Source organism: Knoellia sp. S7-12, assembly GCF_040518285.1.
In the GTDB taxonomy this organism is placed as follows: Bacteria; Actinomycetota; Actinomycetes; order Actinomycetales; family Dermatophilaceae; genus Knoellia.
In genome coordinates, this window is record NZ_CP155449.1 from 1,555,143 (window position 1) to 1,579,871 (window position 24,729).

Annotated in this window: 23 protein-coding genes; 12 read left to right on the top strand and 11 right to left on the bottom strand. The window is 68.6% G+C overall.

Features of this window, described 5'->3' with window-relative positions:
* Positions 1-5 precede the first annotated feature (5 nt).
* The 6 genes from V6K52_RS07560 (at position 6) to V6K52_RS07585 (ending at position 6,024) form a co-directional block, all read left to right on the top strand.
* Positions 6-1,292 carry an MFS transporter gene (locus V6K52_RS07560; protein ID WP_353953260.1) on the top strand — a complete coding sequence of 429 codons (1,287 nt, stop codon included), beginning with the start codon at positions 6-8 and terminating at the stop codon, positions 1,290-1,292.
* A gap of 125 nt (positions 1,293-1,417) precedes the next feature.
* Entirely contained in the window at positions 1,418-2,041 is a 624-nt protein-coding gene (locus tag V6K52_RS07565; protein WP_353953261.1) for an ATP-dependent Clp protease proteolytic subunit, read from the top strand.
* A gap of 26 nt (positions 2,042-2,067) precedes the next feature.
* Positions 2,068-2,733: an ATP-dependent Clp protease proteolytic subunit gene (locus tag V6K52_RS07570; protein ID WP_353953262.1), complete on the top strand. Its 666-nt coding sequence runs from the start codon at positions 2,068-2,070 to the stop codon at positions 2,731-2,733.
* Positions 2,734-2,982: 249 nt separating this feature from the next.
* Positions 2,983-3,942: a hypothetical protein gene (locus tag V6K52_RS07575; RefSeq protein ID WP_353953263.1), complete on the top strand. Its 960-nt coding sequence runs from the start codon at positions 2,983-2,985 to the stop codon at positions 3,940-3,942.
* A gap of 298 nt (positions 3,943-4,240) precedes the next feature.
* Positions 4,241-5,515 carry an ATP-dependent Clp protease ATP-binding subunit ClpX gene (gene clpX / locus V6K52_RS07580; RefSeq protein WP_353953264.1) on the top strand — a complete coding sequence of 425 codons (1,275 nt, stop codon included), beginning with the start codon at positions 4,241-4,243 and terminating at the stop codon, positions 5,513-5,515.
* A 53-nt stretch (positions 5,516-5,568) separates the two neighbouring features.
* Positions 5,569-6,024, top strand: a complete 456-nt coding sequence (locus V6K52_RS07585) for a hemerythrin domain-containing protein (RefSeq protein ID WP_353953265.1) — start codon at positions 5,569-5,571, stop codon at positions 6,022-6,024.
* A 44-nt stretch (positions 6,025-6,068) separates the two neighbouring features.
* Here the strand turns inward: V6K52_RS07585 and V6K52_RS07590 are convergent, their stop codons facing one another.
* From V6K52_RS07590 to V6K52_RS07610, 5 genes are read right to left on the bottom strand one after another with little or no spacing between them, the layout of a single operon-like run.
* Positions 6,069-6,623 carry a hypothetical protein gene (locus V6K52_RS07590; protein WP_353953266.1) on the bottom strand — a complete coding sequence of 185 codons (555 nt, stop codon included), beginning with the start codon at positions 6,621-6,623 and terminating at the stop codon, positions 6,069-6,071.
* Positions 6,620-8,125 carry a DUF58 domain-containing protein gene (locus V6K52_RS07595; RefSeq protein WP_353953267.1) on the bottom strand — a complete coding sequence of 502 codons (1,506 nt, stop codon included), beginning with the start codon at positions 8,123-8,125 and terminating at the stop codon, positions 6,620-6,622. The genes V6K52_RS07590 and V6K52_RS07595 overlap by 4 nt, the downstream gene beginning before the upstream one ends.
* Positions 8,122-9,093: a MoxR family ATPase gene (locus tag V6K52_RS07600; RefSeq protein ID WP_353953268.1), complete on the bottom strand. Its 972-nt coding sequence runs from the start codon at positions 9,091-9,093 to the stop codon at positions 8,122-8,124. The genes V6K52_RS07595 and V6K52_RS07600 overlap by 4 nt, the downstream gene beginning before the upstream one ends.
* Positions 9,094-9,585, bottom strand: a complete 492-nt coding sequence (locus tag V6K52_RS07605; RefSeq protein ID WP_353953269.1) for a hypothetical protein — start codon at positions 9,583-9,585, stop codon at positions 9,094-9,096.
* Positions 9,586-9,620: 35 nt separating this feature from the next.
* On the bottom strand, positions 9,621-10,340 hold the full coding sequence (locus V6K52_RS07610; protein ID WP_353953270.1) for a DUF4129 domain-containing protein: 720 nt from the start codon (positions 10,338-10,340) through the stop codon (positions 9,621-9,623).
* Between the two features lie 108 nt (positions 10,341-10,448).
* On the opposite strand from V6K52_RS07610, the gene V6K52_RS07615 reads away from it, so the two are divergent.
* A complete protein-coding gene (locus V6K52_RS07615; protein ID WP_353953271.1) occupies positions 10,449-11,138 on the top strand; it encodes a hypothetical protein in 690 nt (229 codons plus the stop codon).
* On the opposite strand, the gene V6K52_RS07620 is transcribed toward V6K52_RS07615, so the two are convergent.
* From V6K52_RS07620 to eccD, 5 genes are all read right to left on the bottom strand, one after another.
* On the bottom strand, positions 11,127-11,834 hold the full coding sequence (locus tag V6K52_RS07620) for a lysoplasmalogenase (protein ID WP_353953272.1): 708 nt from the start codon (positions 11,832-11,834) through the stop codon (positions 11,127-11,129). The genes V6K52_RS07615 and V6K52_RS07620 overlap by 12 nt on opposite strands.
* Positions 11,831-14,491: a valine--tRNA ligase gene (valS, locus tag V6K52_RS07625; protein ID WP_353953273.1), complete on the bottom strand. Its 2,661-nt coding sequence runs from the start codon at positions 14,489-14,491 to the stop codon at positions 11,831-11,833. The genes V6K52_RS07620 and valS overlap by 4 nt, the downstream gene beginning before the upstream one ends.
* 113 nt (positions 14,492-14,604) lie before the next feature.
* On the bottom strand, positions 14,605-15,819 hold the full coding sequence (locus V6K52_RS07630) for a S8 family serine peptidase (protein ID WP_353953274.1): 1,215 nt from the start codon (positions 15,817-15,819) through the stop codon (positions 14,605-14,607).
* A complete protein-coding gene (gene eccB, locus V6K52_RS07635; protein WP_353953275.1) occupies positions 15,816-17,156 on the bottom strand; it encodes a type VII secretion protein EccB in 1,341 nt (446 codons plus the stop codon). Before eccB ends, V6K52_RS07630 begins: the two co-directional genes overlap by 4 nt.
* Before the next feature lie 9 nt (positions 17,157-17,165).
* Positions 17,166-18,497 (bottom strand): type VII secretion integral membrane protein EccD, encoded by a 1,332-nt coding sequence (gene eccD, locus V6K52_RS07640; protein WP_353953276.1) that lies wholly within the window; start codon positions 18,495-18,497, stop codon positions 17,166-17,168.
* 222 nt (positions 18,498-18,719) lie between these two features.
* Between eccD and V6K52_RS07645 the strand changes: the two genes are divergently transcribed.
* From V6K52_RS07645 to V6K52_RS07665, 5 genes are all read left to right on the top strand, one after another.
* Complete coding sequence (locus V6K52_RS07645; RefSeq protein ID WP_353953277.1) at positions 18,720-19,040, top strand: WXG100 family type VII secretion target; 321 nt, start codon at positions 18,720-18,722, stop codon at positions 19,038-19,040.
* On the top strand, positions 19,040-19,333 hold the full coding sequence (locus tag V6K52_RS07650; protein WP_353953278.1) for a WXG100 family type VII secretion target: 294 nt from the start codon (positions 19,040-19,042) through the stop codon (positions 19,331-19,333). The genes V6K52_RS07645 and V6K52_RS07650 overlap by 1 nt, the downstream gene beginning before the upstream one ends.
* Before the next feature lie 127 nt (positions 19,334-19,460).
* On the top strand, positions 19,461-20,006 hold the full coding sequence (locus V6K52_RS07655; RefSeq protein WP_353953279.1) for a hypothetical protein: 546 nt from the start codon (positions 19,461-19,463) through the stop codon (positions 20,004-20,006).
* A 2-nt stretch (positions 20,007-20,008) separates the two neighbouring features.
* Positions 20,009-21,463 carry a S8/S53 family peptidase gene (locus V6K52_RS07660; RefSeq protein WP_353953738.1) on the top strand — a complete coding sequence of 485 codons (1,455 nt, stop codon included), beginning with the start codon at positions 20,009-20,011 and terminating at the stop codon, positions 21,461-21,463.
* Positions 21,456-22,973: a hypothetical protein gene (locus V6K52_RS07665; protein WP_353953280.1), complete on the top strand. Its 1,518-nt coding sequence runs from the start codon at positions 21,456-21,458 to the stop codon at positions 22,971-22,973. Before V6K52_RS07660 ends, V6K52_RS07665 begins: the two co-directional genes overlap by 8 nt.
* 53 nt (positions 22,974-23,026) lie before the next feature.
* Here V6K52_RS07665 and V6K52_RS07670 read toward each other — a convergent pair whose 3' ends face one another.
* Positions 23,027-24,676 carry a hypothetical protein gene (locus tag V6K52_RS07670; RefSeq protein WP_353953281.1) on the bottom strand — a complete coding sequence of 550 codons (1,650 nt, stop codon included), beginning with the start codon at positions 24,674-24,676 and terminating at the stop codon, positions 23,027-23,029.
* Between the last annotated feature and the right edge of the window lie 53 nt (positions 24,677-24,729).

Genomic DNA, 24,729 nt, shown 5'->3' on the forward strand with positions numbered 1-24,729 from the left:
AGCCCGTGACCACCTCCGCCACCCTGCCCCGTGAACGCGTCGTCAGCGCCCGCACCGCCGTCTTCGTCGTCTTCGCGCTCGCTGGCATCGCCTTCGCGTCGTGGGCCTCGCGGATCGCGGATGCCAAGTCGACGCTCGACCTCACTGCGGGCCAGCTCGGAGCAACGCTCTTCGCGATGTCGGCCGGCTCGCTGCTGGCCATGCCCTCGACCGGGCGCATCGCCGAGCGGATAGGCGTCGTCAACACCATCCGCGTCGGCATGATCATCGGGATCGTCGGCTTCGCCACGATCGGCGCGGGTGTCGACTTCGCCGAGTCCCGACTCGTCGTCGGGGCCGGGCTCTTCCTCATCGGCAGCGGCGTCGGGGTCTGGGACGTCGCCATGAACCTTGAGGGAGCGAGCGTCGAGCGACTTCTCGGCCAGACCGTCATGCCTCAGTTCCACGCCGCTTTCAGCGGGGGGACCGTCGCCTCGGCGCTCGTGGGCTCCGCCATGTCGTGGGCCAAGGTGCCCCTCCTGCCGCACCTCCTGGTCTCCGCGCTGCTGGTCACCGGCGCCGGGTTCTGGGCGATGCGCGCCTTCCTGCCGCGCGATCTCGAAGAGGCGGAGGCTGCAGCCGAGCAGGCTGCGGCAGGGCCCGCCGAGGTTGCGGTGGGTGCCGGAGCGACCGATGCCTCGACGACAACGCGCCAGCGGTCGGCCTGGCTCGAGCCCCGCACCCTTCTCATCGGTCTCGTCACCCTCGTCGCCGCCTTCACCGAGGGCACCGCCAACGACTGGCTCGCGGTCGCCTTCGTCGAGGGCCACGACCTGCCGGCCTGGGCGGGCGTCCTGGGCTTCGCGACCTTCCTGTCCTTCATGACCATCGGTCGGCTGCTGGGCACCAGATGGCTCGACACCTACGGCCGCGTCCCCGTCCTTCGGGCCACGTTCGCGCTCGCCGTCATCGGATCCGTGCTCGTCATCTTCGGAGCGCCGTGGATGGCCTTCATCGGCGCCGCGATCTGGGGTGTCGGTGTCTCGCTCGGCTTCCCCGTCGGCATGAGTGCCAGCGCCGACGACCCGAAGCGCGCAGCGGCACGCATGTCGGTCGTCGCCACCATCGGCTACCTCGCCTTCATTGCGGGACCGCCCGCGCTCGGCTTCCTCGGCGACCACGTCGGTGTCCTGCGCAGCCTGCTCGCCGTGGGCACGATGGCGTTGCTGGTCCAGGTCATCCTCGAGTACGTGCGCGAGCCGGCACCCGACGCGACCACAGCGGTACCGGCAGCTGCGCGCGAGGTCGGCTGACCGGCATACGCCGCTCGCTTTTGTGCTCAGGGCGAACACGGGCCGGGACCGGGAGTGTGGGGGTGGAGCCGCGCGTTAAGGTCAGCGAAAGGCAAGACCCCACATCACGGCAGGAGCAGATCAGCGTGAGCAGCAACGAAATCGTCGCAGCCGGACCGGGCGACAAGCTCGGGCTCGATGACAGCATCTACAACCGCCTCCTCAAGGAGCGGATCATCTTCCTCGGCTCCGAGGTGCGCGATGACAACGCCAACGCGATCTGCGCGCAGATGCTCCTGCTTGCCGCGGAGGACTCCGACAAGGACATCTGGCTCTACATCAACAGCCCCGGTGGCTCGGTGACCGCAGGCATGGCGATCTTCGACACCATGCAGTGGGTCCCCAACGACGTCGCCACGGTGGCGATGGGCATGGCTGCCTCGATGGGGCAGTTCCTCCTGTCGGCAGGCACCCCCGGCAAGCGCCACGCGACGCCGCACGCGCGCGTCATGATGCACCAGCCCTCGGGCGGCATCGGTGGCACCGCGTCCGACATCAAGATCCAGGCCGAGCAGCTCCTGCACATCAAGAAGCAGATGGCCGAGCTCATCGCCGACCACACCGGTCAGACGCCGGAGCAGATTGAGGAAGACTCCGACCGGGACCGTTGGTTCACGGCACAGGAGGCCAAGGAGTACGGCTTCGTCGACCACGTGTTCTCGCGTGCGGACCAGGCTGGCAGCTCATCCGACAACCCGGTCACCGACTGACCCGGCGACCAGGAGACCCAAGAGATATGAACGCGAACCACCCCACCCAAGGACGACTCAGCGTGCCCCATTCGATGAGCCCGTCGAGCCGCTACATCCTTCCGCAGTTCGAGGAGCGAACCTCCTACGGCATGAAGCGGACCGACCCCTACACGAAGCTCTTCGAGGACCGCATCATCTTCCTCGGCGTGCAGGTCGACGACGCGTCCGCTGACGACGTCATCGCCCAGCTCATCGTGCTCGAGTCCCAGGACCCGGACCGCGACATCCTCATGTACATCAACAGCCCCGGTGGCTCGTTCACGGCGATGACCGCGATCTACGACACGATGCAATACATCCGGCCCGACGTGCAGACGTTCGTCATCGGTCAGGCGGCTTCGGCTGCCGCGGTGCTGCTCGGCGCGGGTGCCCCGGGCAAGCGTTATGCCCTGCCCAACGCACGCGTCCTCATCCACCAGCCGGCGATCGAGGGCACGGGCGGTATGGCCTCCGACCTTGAGATCCAGGCCAACGAGGTGCTGCGCATGCGTGGCTGGCTCGAGGACACCATCGCCCACCACGCGAGTCGTGACGTCGCACTCGTCCGCAAGGACATCGAGCGCGACAAGATCCTCTCCGCCGCCCAGGCCAAGGAGTATGGCCTGATCGACGAGGTGCTCGAGTCGCGCAAGGCCGCCAACGAGGACTGATCCTCGGGTCTCGCACAGCGCAGGTATGCCGTCCGCTCACCTGAGCGGGCGGCATACCTGCGTCCGGGGCCGGATCTGGATCTGGGGCCTGCCGCGCATGTCGTTCTCGCTGCGGCACGTCGTCCTGGCGCCATGCGCCATCGAGAACGACATGCCTGGACGAGAACTGGCGATCTCGCCGCCTCAGCCGCCGCCAGGCCTGTGGATATCTCCGCGGCCGGTTCGCGAGATCCTGTCAGGCTCGACGGCATGCTCGGTGCCGCTGCTCCCCTCCCGTTTGACCCCGGGACCCTCCGTCTGGCGTCGGACCTGCGTCGCAGCGGCATCGAGCCCTCCCGTGGTCCCTGGCACCACGTGCGCCGCGGCGTCTGGATCGATGGTGCGGTCTGGGCGACCCTGGACCCCACCCAGTGGCACGCTGCTTTCGTCCATGCCACGGCACTGCTGCGCAGGCTCGATGAACCCATGGTGTGCGCGGTCGAGGCCGCTGCAGCAGTCTGGGGCCTGCCGCGGATCGAGAACTGGCCAGGATTCGTCAGGCACCACGTGACCGAGCGTCGGGTGCGCGGTTCGATCCTGCTGCGCCCATATCTCGGTGCCGAGGTCGACCCAGTCCAAGAACAGGGACTGCTGGTGACTCCAGTGGCTCGCACGGTGGTTGATCTGGCCCGGACAGGCTCCGTGTTCACTGCCGTGGCCGCGGCCGACCATGCCCTCAGACATGGACTGTGCACTCCGGGGGAGCTTGAGGACGAGGTGCGCTCGATTCCGCCCAGGGCCGCAGGTCGCGTTCGGGCGGCCCTGGTGCGCGACCTTGCCGACCCCCTCAGCATGTCGCCGGGGGAGAGCCTCTCTCGGGTCCAGATGTTCCGGCTCAACCTGCCAAGGCCGCAGCTACAGCACGAAGTGCATGACGACGACGGCCTGGTTGGGGTCGTGGACTTCTGGTGGGAAGGCGTCGTGGGGGAGTTCGACGGGAAGATGAAGTACCGCGTCCCCGACGGTGCCAGCGCGGAGGAAGCCACGGAGATCGTCTGGCGAGAGAAGAAGCGTGAGGACCGGCTACGGCGCAGGGCTGCGGTGGGCCGCTGGATCTATCGCGAGGCATTGCAGCCCCACGTTCTGGCGCGGATTATTGCGCAGGCCGGGGTCACGCCGGTGGCCCGTCCGCGATGGTTCGATCTGCGGTCGGGCAACGCCGCAGGCTGACCCGGTCCGCGCATGTCGTTCCCGCCGCGGCACGTTGTTCCAATGCCGTGCGCCAGCGAGAACGGCGTGCGCGGTCGGGGCCTGCAGGTCCCGTGCCCGGCACGGTGGCGCGAGGACCGCAGGGAGGGTTCTGCCCTGAGCGGACAAGGGCGACTCGCGCCGTGTCGGGGGCGTTCAATGGGTGGTGTCGGCGTTGCTGCGAGGTAGCGTCGGTTGCGTCGCCCAAGGGCCGTCGGCTTGTAGGCACGCCGATGCAACGGAGCGGCACACCACCGTCTGGATGAAGGGACCTAGCCAAGTGGCACGAGTCGGAGAGACCAGCGATCTGCTGAAGTGCTCGTTCTGTGGCAAGTCCCAGAAGCAGGTCAAGAAGCTCATCGCCGGACCGGCGGTCTACATCTGCGACGAGTGCATCGAGCTCTGCAACGAGATCATCGAAGAAGAACTGGCGGAGTCCTCGGACCTCGGCGGCCTCGACGAGCTCCCCAAGCCCAAAGAGATCTTCGACTTCCTGCAGCAATACATCATCGGCCAGGACGTCGCCAAGCGATCGCTCGCAGTGGCCGTCTACAACCACTACAAGCGCATCCAGGCTGGTGAGGGTGTCGGCAAGAAGGACGCCGACCACGTCGAGATCTCCAAGTCCAACATCCTGCTCATCGGGCCGACGGGCTGTGGCAAGACCTACCTCGCGCAGACGCTGGCCAAGATGCTCAACGTCCCGTTCGCCATCGCTGACGCGACCGCACTGACCGAGGCCGGCTACGTCGGTGAGGACGTCGAGAACATCCTCCTCAAGCTCATCCAGGCCGCGGACTACGACGTTAAGAAGGCCGAGACCGGGATCATCTACATCGACGAGGTCGACAAGATCGCCCGCAAGAGCGAGAACCCGTCGATCACCCGTGACGTCTCCGGTGAGGGCGTGCAGCAGGCCCTGCTCAAGATTCTCGAGGGCACGACCGCCAGCGTCCCGCCGCAGGGCGGTCGCAAGCACCCGCACCAGGAGTTCATCCAGATCGACACGACCAACGTGCTCTTCATCGTGGGTGGCGCATTCGCCGGCCTTGAGAAGCTCATCGAGTCGCGCAGCGGCAAGAAGGGTCTGGGCTTCGGCTCCGAGCTGCACAACCCCAAGGACCTCGCCGAGTCGATCCACGAGGTCATGCCCGAGGACCTGATGAAGTTCGGTCTCATCCCCGAGTTCATCGGTCGCCTGCCTGTCATCACGACCGTCTCGCCCCTCGACATTCCTGCACTCACCGAGATCCTCACCGAGCCGCGCAACGCCCTCGTGAAGCAGTACCAGAAGATGTTCCGCATCGACGGGGTCGAGCTGGAGTTCACCGACGAGGCCGTTGTCGCCATCGCCGAGCAGGCCCAGGCGCGCGGCACCGGCGCCCGTGGCCTGCGCGCGATCATGGAGGAGGTCCTTCTCCCCGTGATGTTCGACGTGCCCAGCGATGACGAAATCACCAAGGTGGTCGTCACCGACGAGGTCGTCCGCAAGAACGTCCTGCCAACGATCGTGCGCCGCGATGCCGGCCCCAAGCGTCGGAAGCGCACGGCCTGAGCGCCCCCTCGAGCGACGCCGACCGGGACCGAACCCTGGCCTGGTCGGTTGAGTTGCGTGCCGTCCACGGCCGCCTCCGTCGCGCGCTGGACCTGGCCCGTGAGTCCATCGACTCTGCATCGGACCCAGAGTCTGATGCAGGTTCCGACTCGGGCGAGATTGCCGCAGACCTGCTCATCTACTGCCACGGTTTCTGCGCGGCCCTGGACGGCCATCACCGCAGCGAGGACAAAGGACTGTTCCCGCAGATCGCTGCCAGTAGTCCCGAGCTGGCTCCTGTCCTGGCCAAACTCAGCCAGGACCACAGCATGATGGCCCACCTCATCGGAGGGCTCCAGAAGGCACTCACGTCCGGCGCCGACCGCGAGACACTCCACGGCCACCTCGACGGGATCGGAGCCATCATGGAGAGCCATTTCCGCTACGAGGAACGGTCACTCCTCACCGTGCTGGACGGCATGCCTCTCACGCTCGGGCGACGCGACGCCTTCGGCGCGATCGTCGACTGACGCAAACTTTGGCGTATGCCGCCCGCTCACCCGGCGCCTGCGTGTCACCGACGTTCTGCGCCGGGAGCGGTGACGATCCGGGGCCGGTCCTGCGCGCGCGCCAGCACGAAGGCGAGGGCGAGAGTCGCCACCGAGGCGAGCGCGGCATACGTGATCACGGGGACCCCGGAAGGTGCGTCAGTCGACTGGGCCACGAGAAGCACCCACACCGGAAGGGCCAAGCCGATCACGGTGAGTCCGCGGCGAGTCCAGCGCAGCAGGGTCGCGCGGGGGAGCGGAGCGGCCGGTGGTAGTGCGGCCGCCAGTGCGGCGGCGAGATGGATCGTCAGCAGCGCCACGGTGGTGATCCCGGTCAGCGCCCAGTCGCGCACATCGGCGGGAACCTCCGTGCTCGACAGCCAGTTCGCTCCGTGCAGGGCGAGGAGCAACGCCGTGAGGCGGGACGCCGGGTCCAACGCCACGAACGGCGTGAGGAAGATGAGGATGCCGGCTCCGACGAGTGTGCCCGCGGGGGTGGCGAACGCGGCGAGGAGGGCCAGGCCGACCGACAACGTCGCGATGAGGACTCGCAGAGCCTTGTGTGACGGGGAGAGCGTCATCGCGTCACCAGCCGCGGAGAGCGTCGCTGGCGGCCGATGTCGCGCAGGACGAGGTCAAGGGTCCCCGGACCCGCCCACGTGACGATGGGGACGCCGCTGAGCCGGGTGCGGGCCATCTCTCGGGAACGCTCCATGAGTCGGAGGCGCCAGGCCAGCCGCGCGCTGGTCGACACCTCCAGCTCGGGGACGAGTCCGGCGAGTTCGTCATCACTGAGCAGGGCGTCGGCCATGGACTGGGGCAGTGTGTCGACGACCACCGTGGAGGTGCCACGACGCGCGAGGGCGGAGGCATGTGCGAGGACCTCGACCGACACGGCCGGGGTGAGGAAGACGACGAGCGTGCCGACCGAGACGGGGTGGCGCAGTTGGCCCTGCAGGCGCTTGGCATCGATGACCCCACCGTCCGCGACGCGTACTCGCGCCAGCACGTCGAGGAGTCGTCGCAACTGGTTGATGCCGAGTCCGGGTGAGAGTCGTGGGCTTCGGGTTGCCCCGAGAACCTGGAGTCCGACGCGGTCGCCAGCACGCAGGTAGTGCTCGGCCACCGCCGCTGCCGCACGCACACCATTGTCGAGGCTGCTGGCGTCACCGTGAATGCCCGAGCTGCGCCCGAGGTCCTGCATGGCGTCGACGAGGAGGAGGATCTCGCTGTCCTCGTCTGCATGGGTCGTCGTGACGTGCAGCTCGCCAGTGCGGACAGACAGGGGCCAGTGGATACGGCGCAGTTTGTCGCCGAATCGGAAGGCCCTGACGTCAGCGATCTCTGCTCCGTCGCCCTGACGCCGAGAGCGACTGCGGCCCACAAGTCCGTCGGGGTCCGGCACTGCTGACCGAGCCGAGAAGGCCTCTGGCAGTGGGACGGTCGGCACAACAGGAGCCTGGACGGCCCTGGGCTCCCAGCTGAACGCACCGAAGGCACTGCCCACCGCCACGGTGACGGGGCCGAAGGAACGCAAGCCCCAGCGGGTGCTCTGGCACAGCACGTCGAGCTGCCGTGCGGACCGCCCGGCGGGGTCTCCTAGGACGCTGGGGTCGCTGGGGTCGCTGGGGTCGCTCGGGTCGCTCGAGTCGCGCGAGCCGCCCATCTCACCCAAGTCGCCAACCGCGACCGACAGGCTCCTGGGGGTGTAGCGGGTGAACGCCGTCTCGGTGACCGCCATCCCGACGTCCTCGACACCGGGACCGGGCTCCACTGTCATCGTCCACGCCGTCGTCTGTCCCTCGCGCAGCACCGTGTGCCGCAGCCAGCAGTGGGCGATGGGTGGCATCGTCGGGCGTCGCACCAGCGACCACGCTGCGACGATCACGAGCGGACTGCCGAGAGCGACGGCGTCGGGGCGACGCAGGGCGACGCCGAGCGCGACGAGCGACAGGCCGAGGACGACCGAGCGCGCGAGGGCTGGAGTCGCCCGCCATCTCGCCGCGAGCTGGCTCCCCTCGGGTCCCACCGTCGGGATCGAGCGCTCGCTCCCGCCCTCTCGGACGGGGTCCGGCTGTCTCACGAGGAAGAGATCGGTGAGGGAGTGGGGACGCTCGAGAGGATCGAGGAAACGACGCTTTCGGCGCTGACGTCGTTGATCCAGAGCTCGGGGCGCACGGTCACCCGGTGGTCGAGCGCGGAGTGCGCGACCGCCTTCACGTCCTCGGGGGTGACGTAGTCACGGCCGAGGATCACGGCATACGCCCGGCTGGTCAGCATGAGCGCGAGGGAGCCACGTGGCGAAGCGCCGAGGACGAGGCTGGCATGCGAGCGCGTCGCCGCGGCAAGGCGTACGCAATAGCGTCCGATGCCCTCGTCCACGGTGACGGTCTCCACGGCGTGTTGCATCGCGACGAGCCCGGCGGCGTCGGTCACGGCCGGCACGGTCTGCGCCTCCTGCTGCCGCTCGACCCGGCGCCGCAGAACCTCCCACTCCTCGCCCGAGGTGGGATAACCGAAGGAGATACGCAACAGGAACCGGTCGAGCTGGGCTTCTGGCAGCGGATAGGTGCCTTCGTACTCCACGGGGTTCGCGGTGGCGAGCACGTGGAAGGGGCGCGCCAGCGCAAACGTCTCGCCCTCCACGGTGATCTGCCCCTCCTGCATGGCCTCGAGGAGCGCCGACTGAGTCTTGGGAGGCGTGCGGTTGATCTCGTCGGCAAGGAGCAATTCGGTGAAGAGCGGCCCGCGCCGGAACGCGAACTCCTGGGTGCGCTGGTCATAGATGAAGGCACCGGTGAGATCACTCGGTAGCAGGTCGGGGGTGAACTGAGCGCGCGCGAAGTCGAGCCCGAGGGCCTGCGCGAACGACCGAGCGGCGAGGGTCTTGCCGAGACCGGGGAAGTCCTCCAAGAGGATGTGTCCGCCGGCCAGGACACCTGCGAGGACGAGTTCGAGGCTGGCTCGATTGCCCACGACGGCGCGCTCGACCGCGGCAAGAATGTGCGCCGCGCGATCGGTGACCTCGGGCAGCGTGGGGGTGTCAGTCACTCATTCCTCCTCGAGCGTGCTGATGAACGATGTGAGCTGGGCGGCGCTCACGGGCCGCGGGGTCGGAGACGTCAGGTATGCCGTGAGATCGGGTCCCAGCGCCGCGGCCACCTCCTCGAGGTGGTCGGTGTCACCCTCGTGCACTCCGCCTGGGTCGGCGAGCGGAGCGTGTCCTCCTCGCACGAGCTGCGCGTCGGCGACGGACAGCACGCTGTCCCGGAGCTCTCGCTGGGCATCCACATCGCCGGTGATCGCGGCGTCGATGGTTCGCGCGATCCAGGTCACCCGATGGTCGTTCCCGCGCGGTCGCACTTCGCTGCCGGCGCTCGTCGTCCAGTCGACGCCGGCGTTCTCGCGCACGAGCCAGACGCTGATGGCGACCAGGGCGAGAAGCATGGCAGTGGAGGCGAGGAGCAGGGACGGTCTGCCCAGCACGGGTGCGACAACCACGAGTGCGCCCAGCAGACTCGCAGCGGCCACCGTGAGCGTCACGGGGCGACTCCGCAGGAGTTCTGCCGCGCGAGACCTCATGGGGTCTTGCCCAACGTGCGCTCGGGAGCCGTCAGCAGTGGACGCTCGAGGTCGTGACGGATCTGTCGCAGCGCCGATCGCGCCGTTTCGCGCTGTGGCTCGCCGATGGGGTGCGCGGAGAAGCGGGCCTCGCGATAGACGTCGGCGAGCCGCGCGAGGGACTCCAAATCGACGTCATGCCGCTCAAGCACGGCCTTCACGAGTTCGGCCGGCGTGCGCGACGTGTCGTCGCCGACGCCCACCAGCTGTGCCGTGTGCTCCAGGGCCAGCCACGCATTGATCACCGCCTCGCCGGAGGCGCCGCGCTCGAGTTGGGCCTCGCTTCTGGTAAGGCCGGCTCGGAGGACATCGGGCAGGACCTCGCCGCGAACGTCGTCCTTCGCGGCGACATCGCTGCCGCGCAGTCGGTCGATGAGGTTCCGGACGAGCCAGACAATCACGAGGAGCACCACGGCCCCGGCGAGAACCAGCAGCAGCCGACCCGTCCAGGTGATGAGGGACTGGACCACGTGGCTGTCCCCGAACCTCTCCAGGTACAGTCCCTGCAACAGCCCCGGGTCCTCGCCCACCTCGAAGTCGACGGGCGGACCTGCCTCCCCCGGGTCTACCACGGACGAAGAGGGTGAGAGCTGGGTCGGGCCCGCGCCGGAGACCAACGCAGCGAAGAACAGCGTGATCGCGGTTCCCACCGCCCAGGCGCCATCGCCTCGACCCATGCTCACGAGGTTACGCCGGATGGTGCGTGCGCCAACCCTCTTTCGCGGTCGCCATTCGGTTGCCGCAAGGGGTGGCGGTCGAGGGACGGCACGGGCAAGGATGGCCATGTGGCCACGGCATACCGACTTCGCGCTGGTGACACGGGTCCGGTGCAACAGTCTCCGGCGACGTGTGGCTCCGCCTGCCTGACCGTGGCACGGATGCTCGTGGACCCGGTCTTTGCCAGCTGGGTACGCACCGGCACCCCTCACCTGCCCGGCTCGCCGGAGGGAGACACGGAAGCGGCGCGGTTCGCGGCCTACGAACGCGTGGTCATGCAGCGGACCAACGGCATCTTCGGTGCACACCATCGACTCAACACGCCTTGGCCACGAGCACTGGGCACACCGCCCTGGGGCGCGAAGCGAGAGCTTGAATACGGTGCGGCCACCGCGGGCACCCGCTATGACGTCGACACTGTCCGTCAGCTGGCCGACGAGAGCCTGCGGGATGCCTTCGAGCACCTCGTTGACGTCGTCGCGGAGGGAGAGCCCGGCCTGCTCTATGTCGGCAATTCGTATCTGCCGCGTCACGTCGTTCTCGTCCTGGCGGGTGACGGTGACCGGGTGCTCGACGTCTATGACCCCGGCACCGGTCGTGTCGACCATCTGCGTCGCGACACCGTCGTCCAGCGGCGGATTGCCCTGAGCGGCTGGCAGGTCCCGTGGTTCATCGTCCAACCGACCGGTCACCGACGGGTGCGGATCTTCTCGGCCGCACCGTCCCGGGGCCGGGTGCGTGCGACGTCAGGTGCGTGACCCGAGCTGGCGGAGCACGCCGAGGGTGATGAGCAGGATCGCGCTGAGGTAGGTCACCATGATCCAGAAGCCGGGCAGGGGTACGTCCACCGACGGCACGAACTCGCCCACGGCGATGAGCGCGTCAGAGACGAGGAACAGTGCCCCGCCGATGCCGGCAAGACGGTGAACACCGGCTGACAGCAACGCCATCAGTGCCAGTGCCGCGGCATACGCAGCGATCCCGACGGTCAGCGTCCCGGCGCGTGGTGCGCACACGAGCACCATCACGACCGCCACCGCTGCATAGCCCCACGCCCAACGGCTTCCCAGCAGGGACTCCCGACGCCACGGCCAGAACCCGGCGATGAACAGGGCGTGCGCCACGAGGAACGACCCCATGAGAGCGATAAATGAGACCGATCCGGGCACGACGTCCGGCAGCGTGTCTCCGACCCACGAGAACACGAGGCCCGCCGCCGTGAAGCGAGCCAGCCGCGACCGCAATCCGGTCTGGGCGGCGAGAGCCAACAGCAGCCACGGCACCGCGACCCACTGGGTCGCGTTCGCGAGCGGCTCGGCACGGGCCAGGTGGGCACCGAGGTGCACCACAACGACGACGGCGTATGCCGTGAGCGCACCTCCCGCTCCTGGCGTGAGTCGCGTGCCGGGTGAGGTGGCGGGCACCGTGGCCGGAACTGGTGCTGCGGCGCTCACGACTGCGGCTTGGGCTTCTCCACGGGGATGAGCTCGACGTCGCTCGCGCCCCAGGTGTCAGCCGCAACGAGGTCGAGCGTGCCGGTGATCTTGCCGGCCGAACGCAGGTCCTGCTCGCCCGCACGAACGAAGTAGAGGAGCGCCTCGGGTCCGGCCAGGGTCATCCGAGCGACCTCGGCGCGCATCGACAGCTTGGCTTCCGACTTGCTCTTGCGCACCGTCGCCAGCGCGGCACCGACCGCACCGAGCATCGCCGGGTCGACGGCCTCGCCAGCGACAGCGACCTCGTCGGGCGTCGGCCACGTCGTGACGTGAACCGAGCCGTCGTGCCACCACGACCACACCTCTTCGGTGACGTAGGGGAGGAAGGGCGCGAGCAGGCGCAGGAGGACGTCGAGCGCGATCCGCAACGTGGCCCGGGCCGATGCTGCCTCGGCGTCACCCTGAGCACCGTAGGCGCGGTCCTTGACGAGCTCGAGGTAGTCGTCGCAGAAGGTCCAGAAGAAGGTCTCCGTCACCTCGAGCGAACGGGTGTAGTCCCACGACTCGAAGCCGGCGGTCGCCTTCTCGACGACCTCCCGCAGACCGGCGAGCAGGGCGCGGTCGAGCGGGTTGGTCACGTGCGAGGCCAGCTCGCCGTCGACCTCCCCGAACGAGAGCGCGAACTTCGACGCGTTGAGCACCTTGATCGCGAGGCGGCGGCCGACCTTCATCTGGCCGACGTCATAGGCCGCGTCCGCACCGAGGCGCCCGGAGGCCGCCCAATAACGAACGGCGTCGGCGCTGTGCTCACGCAGCACGTCCTCGGGCGTGACGACGTTGCCCTTGGACTTGCTCATCTTCTTGCGGTCGGGGTCGAGGATCCAGCCGCTGATGGCGGCGTTGGTCCACGGCACGGTGCCGTGCTCGAAGTGTGAGCGCACGGCGGTCGCGAAGAGCCAGGTGCGGATGATGTCGTGAGCCTGCGGGCGCACGTCCATCGGGAAGACCTTGTCGAACACCGGATCCGTTGTGACAGAACCGGACTCATCCACTCGGCGCCATCCCGCGGCGATCTGCGGCGAGAGGGACGACGTCGCCCAGGTGTCGAGCACGTCGGCGTCGCCGATGAATCCACCCGGTTGGTCGCGCTGGGACTCGTCGAAACCTTCGGGGGCCTGGGCCGCAGGGTCCACGGGCAGCGACGCCTCGGACGGCACGATCACCTGGTCCCACAGCGGCTCACCATCGGCGTCGAGCGGATACCAGACCGGAATCGGCACACCGAAGAAGCGCTGACGCGACACGAGCCAGTCACCGTTGAGGCCACTGACCCAGTTCTTGTAGCGAGCGCGCATGAAGTCAGGGTGGAAGGCGATCTCGTCACCGCGGCCGACCAGGGCGGCGTTGAGTTCGGCGTCGCGACCACCGTTGCGGATGTACCACTGCCGCGAGGTGACGATCTCGAGCGGCTTCTCACCGCGCTCATAGAAGTTGGCCTTGCGCTGCGTCGCCTTGGGCTCGCCGTCGAGGTCGCCGGACTCGCGCAGAGCCGCCACGACGGTTTCGCGTGCCGAGTGGACGGTCTTGCCGGCAAGCTCGCCAAACAGGTCGGCGCCGGGCCCGCTCGCAAGCCACTCAGGCGTCTCCGCCTGGATGCGGCCCTGACGGGTGATGACCGAACGCGTCGGCAGCTGCAGCTCGCGCCACCAGATGACGTCGGTGAGGTCGCCGAAGGTGCAGCACATCGCGATGCCCGCACCCTTGCCCATCTCGGCCATGGGGTGAGCGACCACGGGCACCTCGACACCGAACAGCGGCGAGGTGACCGTGGAACCGAAGAGGCCGGCATACCTCTCGTCGTCCGGGTGCGCGATGAGCGCGACGACCGAGGGGATGAGTTCGGGACGCGTCGTCTCAACGACAACCGACCGTCCGCCCTCTGTTGTCGACTGGAACGCGACACGGTGATAGGCGCCGGGGTAGTCACGCGCCTCGAGCTCGGCCTGTGCCACAGCAGTCTGGAAGGTCACGTCCCACAGCCCAGGAGCCTCAGCCTGGTAGGCCTCGTCGCGAGCGAGGTTGCGCAGGAACGCCTGCTGCGCCGTCGCGCGGGAGTGGTCGTCGATCGTGCGATAGGAGATGTCCCAGTCGAAGGACTGCCCGAGGCGACGGAACAGCGACTCGAACGCCTTCTCGTCCTCGACGGTCAACTCGTCGCACAACTCGATGAAGTTCTGGCGCGAGATCGGCATCGCATCGCCGGCGCGCAGGCTCTTGGCGTCGCCGCGGTGGGGCGGCTCGAACGACGGGTCGTGGGGGAGCGAGGCGTCGCCGCGCACCCCGTAGTAGTTCTGCACCCGCTTCTCGGTCGGCAGGCCGTTGTCGTCCCAACCGATCGGATAGAACACGTTGAATCCGACCATCCGCTTGTAGCGCGCCATGCAGTCGGTGTGCGTGTAGGAAAAGATATGACCCATGTGCAGGCTGCCCGACGCGGTCGGCGGGGGCGTGTCGATCGAGAAGACCTGCGACCGGCCACCCTCCAGCGCTGCCTCGCGGTCGAACGCATAGGTCTGCTGGTCCGCCCATACCTGCCCCCACTTGTCCTCGAGGCCGTCCAGCGAGGGGCGCTCCGGGATGGTGGCAGCGCGAGATGGCGTGAGGTCAGCAGGCATGGGCGTGATTCTCCCAGAACCTCACCAGTGCTCCCAACCGGGTTCCTTTGCGGCGTATGCCGCCCGCTCGCCGCCGCGACCGTCTCACCTTCCGATCGCGGACGTCCGGGGGCTCAGCTTTCGGTCGGCTTGCGCAGCATCCGGGCCATGGCGAGACCCAGGACCGTGGCGGCGACACCGAGGAGGAGCCACTGGACGGCCGCTCGGTCGGGCGCACGGGGGTCGCGGGCGGGGGTGAGGTCGATGGTCGAGACCTTGGGTGGCGACGTGACCCGCGGCGCAGCTCCGGGTGCCACAGGACCCGCAACACTGTTGTCGAGAACGGCTGTCATCGCCTCGTAGGGCTGGACGACACCCCATCCGGACACGTTGTCCCGCACCGTGCGCGAGCCCCGCGATGCGGTGGCCTCGAGGCGGTAGGTGATGTCGGCCGATGTGGCCTTGGGGAAGGCCTGGCGCAGGAGGGCCGCCGCGCCGCTGACATAGGCCGTGGCATAGCTGCTCGACTGCTGCGCCTCCGAGAAGACGCAGTCGCCCCAGGATCGGAAGGTCGTGATGACGTTGTCGCCCGGTGCCGCGAGGTCGACCTGAGGTCCGCGGATGGAGTTTTCGGAGACGACATCGTTGGGACCCGAGGCCGCGACGCCGATCACGCCGGAGTAGCCGGCCGGGAAGCGCAGGCCGTCCTTGGTCTCAGCTGCCTGCTCGCGATTGCCACCGGAGGCCACGACGACGATGCCGGCCCTGACGGCGGAGGCGATGGCTGCGCGGACGTCGGGACGGTTTGATGTCGTGGACAGCGAAAGGTTGATGACGTCGGCTCCGGCAGAGACGGCATACGCAATGCCCTTGGCCAGGTTGGCCGACCGCTGTTGCTCCTCGTCCCCGCCCTCGCCGCCGGTGATCTTGACGGGCAGGATCTGGGAGTCCTTGGCGACTCCGATCACGCCCGACTTCTCACCGATGTCGCGTGCGGCGATGATGCCGGCGAGGGCGGTGCCGTGGCCGTTCTCGTCGGTGGTCGCGGCACCCCCGACGAAGCTCTTGCCCGGGAGCACCGAGCCCCTGGGGAAGTGAATGTTGTTGGCCGAGACGCCGGAGTCCACGATGGCGACGACGACACCCTTGCCCGTCGCGAGCGGCCAGGACTGGGTCGCGCCGAGTCGGGCCAGGGCTGGTGGGGCATCCGGGACGAAGCGCGTCTGGCCCTCGGTGCACGCTCGCGCCTCGGCGTGAGCCGCCGGTGTGCCTGCGGGGGCAACGAGACCGCTCGCCACCAGCCCGAGCGCGCCGAGCGTGGCGGCGATCCCGATCCGACGACGAGTCACGACGCGGCGGTCACGGTGGTCTGGGCGCCCTTGACGCTGAGGACCGGGCCGGTGCGGAACAGCTCGGCCCACGACTGGGGCACCGGGGCGACGTCCGAGGACTGATAGCCGAGTCGTTGCAGCAGATCAGGTGTCGAACCGTCGATCGCGTAGGCGGTGCCGGTCTGGTCGATTGCCATCAACGGACCTGCGTTCAGAGAGCCGGCGCCGACGGCGCGGACCAAGGATCCGGTGCCCAGATCGACCGCCACCTTGCTGACGCCCGGCTCCGGTCTCACCGTCTCGGACGTGGACAGGTTCACCGTGGGCCGCGTGCCGCTGGCCGCAGTGAGGCTCGCACAAGGGGTGTCGTCGACGAGGGTCGGCAGGGAGGTCGGCCATGCCCCCGGGGCGACGCGCTGCGGTTGCACCTTGAGCTGGGTCACTTGGGCAGGTGTCACCGGGAGGTCCTCGGTATTGCTGCCTGAGCCGATCCGGTAGAGGGCGTGGGCGAGGTCCGGCAGCGGTTCGAGCTCACCAGCCGTGTTGACGAGATAGCGGCGCGCTGCCTGGCCGCTGTTGCCGACCGCAAGGACTGAGCCAACGGTGGCCCCTGGCGGCAGTCCCGGCGCGGCCTTGCCGAAACCGGGAATGCTCAGAGGTGCGAGTGCCGGCCCGAGGGCGAACAGGTTGGTCCACACGGCCGGCGCCTGCCGTGGCGGGCGGCCGTCAAGGCTGAGCGCCAGCGTGACGGCGGAGAGCTGGGCCGCCGACACCGGATAGCGCATCCCGCCAGCGATGACGAACGCCTGGCTGCCGGTCATCACCACGGACGCGCCCGGTGCGGTCGGCGTGCTCTTGGCTGATGCACCCACTGCGGTCGACACACCACCCTCGGTGCCGAGGCACGAGACCCACCCGCTGTTGGTCAGGGACTTGGGCGGAGTGAGGGAGTCGGGTGCTCCGAGAATGCCGATCGTGCTGCCGCGCTTCTGGGTGGCGAGCTTGTCGTCGGCCACGGTGATGACTTCGAAGCTGTTGGCCGGGATGAGGAGGCGGGCGCTCGTGGTGTTGAGGACCGGGTGCAGCGTCTTCTTGATGGAGACGTAGCGGGCACCGCTCGTCTTGGCGATGACGAGCTTGTTGTCGCCCCAGTTGTCCGGCAGGGAGCCCTTGAGCCACCCGAAGGCGAGACTGCCGATGACGAGCACGATGGTGAGGGCGAGCCCGCCGATGACGGCCTTCATCGGCCGGTGCGGCTCGACCTCACGACCTCCCGGAGCGCCGCTGACGAACGCGGTCGTCAGGCGACGCTTGCTGAATGACTGGGCCTCGACGAGGTCCTTCTTGGTGGCCATCGCCTGACCTCAGAGGAGCCCGACGGCGAAAGCCGCCAAAGGCATGAGAGTAACGAGGGCGACACCCTCGGCCGCGTCGGCGATCCGGCCGAGCTGGACGCGGGTGCGGGGCAGGACGAGGGCCATCCCCACGACGAGGGCGGCGGCGAGCGCGAGGGCCAGCGCGAGGATCGGTCTCCACTCGGGGTGGGTGTGGGCTGCAGCGACGGCGGCGACGGCCACACCGGCCACTCCCGCGATCATCGCGATGAGCACGGTCGTGCGGGTCCTGCTGTGGCGGGTCCGCAGCAACGTGGCCACGAAGCCGACGAAGGTCAGCAGCGCGCCCGCCACGCCCGCTGCGACGAGCTGGGGTGTGCAGAGGATCATCACGCCCGCACTCGCCACACCGAGAGCGATCATGAGTTCATGGCCGGCGGCGACCTGGCTCTTCACCCGGTCGCGCTCCACCTCGGGGGTGTCGCCGAAGATCTCGACGTCGGACTTGGGCGGGTGAGTCGTGAGGCGGCTCGATGACAGGCCCACCCAGGGGAGGACGTTGCCGACGATCGCGGCGATGACGAAGGTGACTGCAGCAACCGACGTGATGCCCCATCCGACGTAGTGGCTCAGCGCGCCGAGCGCCACCATGGCCAGGCCCACCGCGGCGGTCGCGCCGACGAGGAGCTGGTGGTGGGTCACGGCCACGGCACCGAGCACCCCGACCACGGCCACGCCGACACCGGCATACAGGAGGCCTTCGCCCCACAGGGGGGCGTCGGGCATGGCCGCATAACCGGACACACCGGCATACGCCACGGCGGTGAGCGCGAGGGCGACCGCAGCGGAAGGCTGACTGCGCACATGGGCGAGGACCGCCGCAGCTCCGACGAGCAACAGCGCGCAGACGCCGGCGAGGGCCGAGATGAGGATGCCGCTGTCGCGTGCCGTGAAGAGCGCGTATGCCGCGGCGAGGAAGAGGACGACCGCCGCACCGACCGCTGTGCCTGCGCTGTGTGAAGGGGTCCACGGCGTGAACTGGGTCTCGACCAGGTCGGCGACCGCCTCGACGACGTCGTCATAGACCTTCTCGTCGTCGGGTCGGTTGGGCTCGAGAGCAAGGACTGAACCGTCCTCAATGCCCTGTGCCGCAAGGCTTCTGTCACCCTCGATGATCTGGCCATCGGACCGGACGAGGCGATAGCCCATGCTGGCCGAGTGGGCGTCGAGGACGCCGAGCTCGCGCGCCAGATCAGGGATCACCTCGGCGACCGGGATGGAGCCCGGGATGCCGAGGTCGGCCCGTCGCGTCCCTGATGTCACGGACAGCCTGACGAGTGACGTCGCCGTGCTCTGACTCACGAGTGTGATCCTCCCCGGTGGTGCATGCCCTGGTCCGCCCCGCCGCAGCGGAGATCGCACCCGAGCATAGACGGGGAGTTCTCCCCATGGCTTAGCACTGGGTCCCCCCGTATGGTCTTCCTTGTCAGGACTTCGGGGGAACAGCTACACCGGGGTCCAACCACCAGGAGTGGTCGGTAGGACCACCGAGGTCCATTGGACCATCGACAGAAGGGAAGTGACATGGGCAACACGACACACAGCGTTGGCGCTGGCGCCATCGCCAAAAGTGCCAGCATCGTCGATCAGACGAGGACCGACCTCAAGACCAAGCTCGGCACCCTGCAGGGGCAGATGGAAGAGGTGAAGGCGCACTGGGAGGGTGCAGGCGCCGGTGCCTTCCAGAACGTTCAGAACGCGTGGACGGTCCAGGCGAAGGACCTTGTCGACATCCTCGACAACTTCCGCGAGAACCTCGTGTCCAACGACAAGCAGTACACCGCAGACGACCAGGGCGCATCCGACATGCTCAGCAAGTACACGTCGCAGATGGGTGGTAAGTGATGAGTGGCCAGAACATCAAGGTTGCCGGTGGCGGCCTCGACACGCTGATCGACGCCATGGTCAAGGGTGTCAACGACCTCAAGTCCAAGGTCACCGACATGGAAAACGACATGAAGCCCCACATGGGCGAGTGGGAAGCCGGCTCCAAGCTGGCCTTCGAAGATGTCAAGCGCAAGTGGAACGGTGAGGTCGAGGACCTCAACCAGCTGCTCCTCGACATCAAGACTGCTGTCCAGCAGTCCAAGGAGGCTTACCTCGCTGGTGAGCTCAAGAACAAGAACAGCTGGGGCTGACCTCTCGGTCATGCACAGCTGGGTCCGTGCCGACACCCCGAGCCGGGGTGTCGGCACGGCCTGCGTCACAGCGACGCGACGTAGTGACGCCATAACGTAGTGACGATGCATATCTGGGGAGGAAGCCATGGCCGGTGACGAGATCAACTACCCGACTGAGCACATGAGGACGGTGGGCAAGAACGCTCACCAGGAATGGGGCGCCGACACTGACGCGACGCACACCACCCTCAACGAGGCGATGGCGGCGAAGGACTCGTTCGGGAACATTGCCGCACTCGCGCAGTACGGCTCCGTCTTCGAGCAGGTCAAGAACGTCTACGTCGAGGCCATCGCGGGGGCGAAGACCGACCTCCTGGCTGTCGCCGAAGGGATCACGAACTCGGCCAAGAACACCCAGAACCAGGACGATGCCGCCGAGGCGGCGCTCGTGGCGCTCTGGCAGAACTGGGAGCGTGGCCCGCTCGAGAACGAAAGCCGGAGGGACGAGGCTGCGGCAACGCCTGAGGCCCAGGCAGCGGCGGCGGCCACCGACGAGGCCGAGGCCGCGACGGGTGTCTCGCCCGAATCGGAAGAGCCCGCAGTCGACGCAGGGCCCAACCCCGACACGCGCGCCGATGGCGAGCTGCCAGCCACCACCGGATCCGGGCCCGAAGCGAACCCTGTTCCGTGACCATGGCTGCCCACGCGATCCGACGAGCCATTCCGGGTGCCAAGGCGACCGTGCTCGGCCTTGCCACGGTGACGAGCGTGCTCGTCGCCGCACCCCAGGCGTCGGCGGATCAGCTCGACGACGGACAGTGGTGGCGGACCGCCATGGGGGTCGCCGAACTGCAGACCAGAGGGGCCGGTGAGGGCATCACCATTGCCCTGATCGACGGGCCGATCGACCAGAGGGTCCCCGAGCTCAAGGGGCGCGTGGCGTCCACCAGAACCGAATGCCTCACCGATGACGGGGGGGCGCAGAAGTCGTCTGTCGCTGGGCCGGACGCAGAGCACGCGACCATGATGGCTTCCCTCCTCGTCGGCAGCGGCACGGGCACCGCGGCGGGCGGGCGCGGTGTGGCCGGCATCGTCCCGAACGCGACCTTGCGGCACTATGCCGTCGCCTTTGCCGGGCCCCCGTCAGCCCCGGAAGACCTCCGGTGCATCCTCAAGGGCAGCTCAAGCAACGCCACGGATCTCGCGACCGCCCGGGCGATCCGCCAGGCCGTCAAGGACGGCGCCAAGATCATCAGCATCAGTCTCACGACGGACTACACGAGCGACTACGTCCCCGCGCTGCTCGAGGCCTACAAGGCGGGGGCGATCGTCGTTGCGTCGACCAACAACGATCGACGCAACGTGTTCTGGCCGGCGATTGGCAATGGCGTGGTCACCGTGACCCATGTGGACGCCAAGGGCAATCTCGACAACAGCGCGCCACGAGGGAGTTCGCTGGTCGACCTCACGGCACCCGGCACCAAGATCGCGGCTGGTGGGTGGCGTTCCTCGGGCTGGCGCAGCGACGTCATTGCGGACGGGAGCTCGCAGGCCACGGCCATCACGGCCGGAGGCCTGGCGGCAGTGTGGTCCGCGCACCCCAACGCGACCGGCAACCAGGTGCTCCAGGCGGCGAAGGACGCAGTCGGCGTCCGCTCTGAGAACGGCAAATTCCTCACGTGGTTCCGTCGGGTGGGCACCGGTCTGCCCAAGTCCACCGTCAAGACCGAGTCCTATGGCTATGGGATCTTCTCCCCGGCCGATGCGGTCAAGCTCGATGTCGAGAAGTTGCCCGATACGAATCCTTTGGTGACGGACCGGCCCGTCGACGACCCGACAGCCGCAGAGATCGCTCAGGCGACTGCACCCAGCTCCACGCCTTCACGCTCAGTGACCTCGTCGGCAGGCAGTTCCGCGGCGACCACGACCGCCCCCGATGTCGCCGAGGGCGCGGCGTCGGAACCCACGACCACTGACTCCCAGCAGTCGGTGCTGCCGTGGCTCGGTGCTGGCCTGCTCATCCTCCTGGGCGGCGTCGGCTTCATCGCGTGGCGACGACGTTCCTCTCGACTCAACTCACCCGTGAACGACCCAGAGGCAGCGGCGGATGGGGCCGCTGCCACGACGAAGGAGAACACTCATGCGTGATCCAGACGCACCTCGTCCCGATCCGGTTCTGAACGACAAGGCCAAGCACTACGAGCGAGAACTGCACAAGATCTTCGCCGTGGACACGGCGGCGATCTGGCTCACGTGGGACGACTGGAAGACAGCAGAGACCAAGGTCTCTGCTTTGGCCAAGGCCGTCCGAACGACGAAGCGGTCGTTGCAGGAGCCCAGCGGTGAGAAGGGCTGGAGCGGGCCGGCCGCCGACGTGGCCTACGACAGCCTCGACCGGCTCAGCACGTCCCTCGACGATCGTTCGCGCGAGATCGCCGACGTCAAGAGCAGCCTCGACGATGTCTACAAGGCGGTGAACCTCGCGAAGGATGAGTTCAACAGCAAGGTGAACTCGATCTCGACCTGGGTGGATGCCGGCGCTCACAAGAAGCTGCCGGACGGCGCCCCGCCCAATGCCAGCATCGACACCTACGGAGTCACCGACGCAGCAGCTGTGTCGGCCGAGGAGGACAAGAAGTGGGAAGAGCGCAACCAGGCGGCAAAGGCTGTTCTTGACGCACTGGGCGCGGACACCCAGGCCGCGTCGGCCAAGATGCCGATCGACACCACGGGGGACTCCGAGACCCCCTACAGCAACCAGGGTCCGGCCGCCAACAACCACACGTCGGGGACGGCCAGCCAGTCGAGTTCCGCTGGCTACATCTCGGGCGGCCAAGCGGTGGTGACCGGGCAGCTTCATCCGGTTGACAGCAATGGCAACAACGGGGGGGATGACGTCATCCAGCATCCTCCCGAGCCCGAAGATCCTGTAGTGATCGTCTGCGAATTGCCGCCTGATCGTCTGCCTGACGGAGAAGACGTGGGGCTCGACCCGATCAGCTCCGACGGTCCCGTCACGGGGACGACCGGAGTGACACCCGGTGACGGCCCCTCGGGCTCGCAGGGCGGCTACCCCTCAGGTGGCGGAGGAGTCAGCGCAGGCGGGGTTGCGGCCGGAGGGATCGGCGGGGCCGCTGGGCTCGGCGGGCTGCTCCGCGGTCGTGCCGGCGGCGGAATGCTCTCCTCCGGTGGCACGCCTCGCGGCGGTGCTAGCTCCGCCCGGAGCAACGGTGCGGGCGCGCGTGGTGCGGCCGGCGGGCGACCTGGAGCAGCAGTGGGGCGCCCCGGTGGCGCCCAGATGGTCCCCGGCGGCGGCGGAACATCCGCAAGGGGAGGGTCGTCAGCTCGCGGTAGCGCTGTCAAGGGCGCAACCAGCTCGGGTCGCTACGGCGTTCCCAAGCTGGGCGCGGGCAACGGCGCGGTTCCTGCCGGTGGCGGGCAGTCGGGCAAGGGCGCGAGCAAGACCACCGGCACCGGCAAGGCCGGAGGTCGTGGCGGAGCCGGTCGTGGCGGTGCCTCGATGGGTGCAGCCGCAGGTGGCGGTGGTCGCAAGGGTGACAAGAAGGACCAGCCCCAGGACGTCGAGAAGCTGACGCACGAGGACGAAGAGGCCTGGTTCGAGGGGACTGAAGAGTCCAGCCCCCAGGTCTGGGAGTGACGTCAACCCAGCAGTGAGCTGACGCAGGTCAGCGACTCATCCGGCGGATGGCCTCAACCCGAGGTCATCCGCCGGATTGCTTCGACCCCACCTGCGGCGACGATGCCCAGGGGCAGGGACAGGGCAACGGTCAGGGTCTCGATCGAGTCGGCGAACCGAGACATCCGAGTGGACCGGTAGCCCTTCACGATGGCACTGGCGCTCACCACACTGATCCAGGCGATGCCTGTCGCCACGAGGAAGACCACGAGCGTTGCGCCGGACCAGCCGGTGGCGAGCAGGGCGAGGGCGGCAGCCAGCAACAGGGCACCGCACGCGGCAAGCATGCTGTAGCGCGGCAGACGGTCGCGCACCGAGCGGGACTGGTAGCCGCAGGCGAGCGCGGCCACGACGAGGACGGCCACCGACCCCCAACTCGTCACGGTGTCACGCACCGGTGTCGTCACGAGGAGCCAGCCGCTCACGGCTGTCGCGAGCGAGAGGTATGCCGTACCGATCGCCACGATCTCGCGGGCCGCCTCGAACCGCGCCCGCATGTCGCCGCGCGAGATCCGCTTCCGACGACCGGCGCCCCGTTCGCGGACGGACCAGATCGTCGTGGCGAGGCGCTCCGTGTCGACCAGCTGGTTGAGGTCGACGGTGAGGCTCGTGGTCGGCAGGAGGCGCATCAGCAGTGGGCCGAGCCCGGTCACCAGCGCCGCGATCGCGGGACCCGGCCAGTCGAGGACCGTGCCGAGCCCAACAAGCAGACCCAGGCCGCCGATCGCCGACATCACGGTCCTGTCACCGGGGGAGTCGACCGCGACGCGGGTGCGGGTGATGGCAAGAGCAAGGACGGCCACGGCGCAGCCGGCCACCACGGCCACCGACGCCCGGCCGGGGGACTCCGGTAGGGGGAGCGTCAGCCCAGCGGCGAGCCCGAGCGCCGGCGCTGTGGCGGCGGCAGCGAATTGGTGCGACCTCTGTGTGCTGAGGGCAGCCAGACCGATGGCGCCGGCAGCAAGGAGTCCTGCGGCGACCGTGGGCATCCAGGCAGTCGTGACGCCCCAGATGGTGGAGGGCTCCGACGAGCCGTCGACGGAGTGCGCGAGGCTCCACGCGGCGACCAGGCTGATGACGGCACCGAAGGCGGCCGCGAGCCAGATCAGCTGGGCGGCGGTCGAGGGCAGGGGTGCTGGCGTCGACATCGACGTCCGGCCGCGGGCTGCAGCGGTCCGAGGCGCCGTCTGGGGAGCCGCCCGGTGGGCCCCCAGACTCGACCGCGGAGCGGTGACGTCGGAGGCCTCAGCCACGGCAGCGTGTCCGCGGCGGTGGGTCGACTCATCGACGTCCGGACGGACAGGGATATCGGCCTCCGCGCGGTGACGTCCACCCGACCCGGCCGGAGCGCCGCTACCGGAGGCGCGGGCGCCTCCCGCTCCGCGACCGCGGTCGAGGTTGAGAATGTCGCGGGTGATCGCATGCGTCGTCACCGGCACCACGCTGAGGACGGACCCGGTGGGCACCGACTCGTCGAATGTGTCGTGCGGGCCCAGGATGCGACCGCTGGGAGTCGCAATGGCATGCGGGTTGGCGCGGGAAGCGATGCCAAGGACCGACAGCACCTCCGTGACCTGCGCGCCGAAGGGCACGACGAGGTCATAGCGGCGTCCGCCTGCAGTGAGGCTGATCTGGAGCCCCGCGCTCGCGTCCGTACCCGGCATACCGGCCCCTCCTGCTCCTCCACAACGCCTCGGTCTCATCGAAGGATAGGCGG

Excerpts from the sequence above, each read along its gene's own strand:
- V6K52_RS07670 (WP_353953281.1), bottom strand. The coding sequence starts at position 24,676 with ATGCCGGGTACGGACGCGAGCGCGGGGCTCCAGATCAGCCTCACTGCA.
- V6K52_RS07655 (WP_353953279.1), top strand. The coding sequence starts at position 19,461 with ATGGCCGGTGACGAGATCAACTACCCGACTGAGCACATGAGGACGGTG.
- V6K52_RS07645 (WP_353953277.1), top strand. The coding sequence starts at position 18,720 with ATGGGCAACACGACACACAGCGTTGGCGCTGGCGCCATCGCCAAAAGT.
- V6K52_RS07660 (WP_353953738.1), top strand. The coding sequence starts at position 20,009 with ATGGCTGCCCACGCGATCCGACGAGCCATTCCGGGTGCCAAGGCGACC.
- eccB (WP_353953275.1), bottom strand. The coding sequence starts at position 17,156 with ATGGCCACCAAGAAGGACCTCGTCGAGGCCCAGTCATTCAGCAAGCGT.
- V6K52_RS07650 (WP_353953278.1), top strand. The coding sequence starts at position 19,040 with ATGAGTGGCCAGAACATCAAGGTTGCCGGTGGCGGCCTCGACACGCTG.
- V6K52_RS07590 (WP_353953266.1), bottom strand. The coding sequence starts at position 6,623 with ATGACGCTCTCCCCGTCACACAAGGCTCTGCGAGTCCTCATCGCGACG.
- valS (WP_353953273.1), bottom strand. The coding sequence starts at position 14,491 with ATGCCTGCTGACCTCACGCCATCTCGCGCTGCCACCATCCCGGAGCGC.
- V6K52_RS07570 (WP_353953262.1), top strand. The coding sequence starts at position 2,068 with ATGAACGCGAACCACCCCACCCAAGGACGACTCAGCGTGCCCCATTCG.
- V6K52_RS07665 (WP_353953280.1), top strand. The coding sequence starts at position 21,456 with ATGCGTGATCCAGACGCACCTCGTCCCGATCCGGTTCTGAACGACAAG.
- V6K52_RS07575 (WP_353953263.1), top strand. The coding sequence starts at position 2,983 with ATGCTCGGTGCCGCTGCTCCCCTCCCGTTTGACCCCGGGACCCTCCGT.
- V6K52_RS07610 (WP_353953270.1), bottom strand. The coding sequence starts at position 10,340 with ATGGGTCGAGGCGATGGCGCCTGGGCGGTGGGAACCGCGATCACGCTG.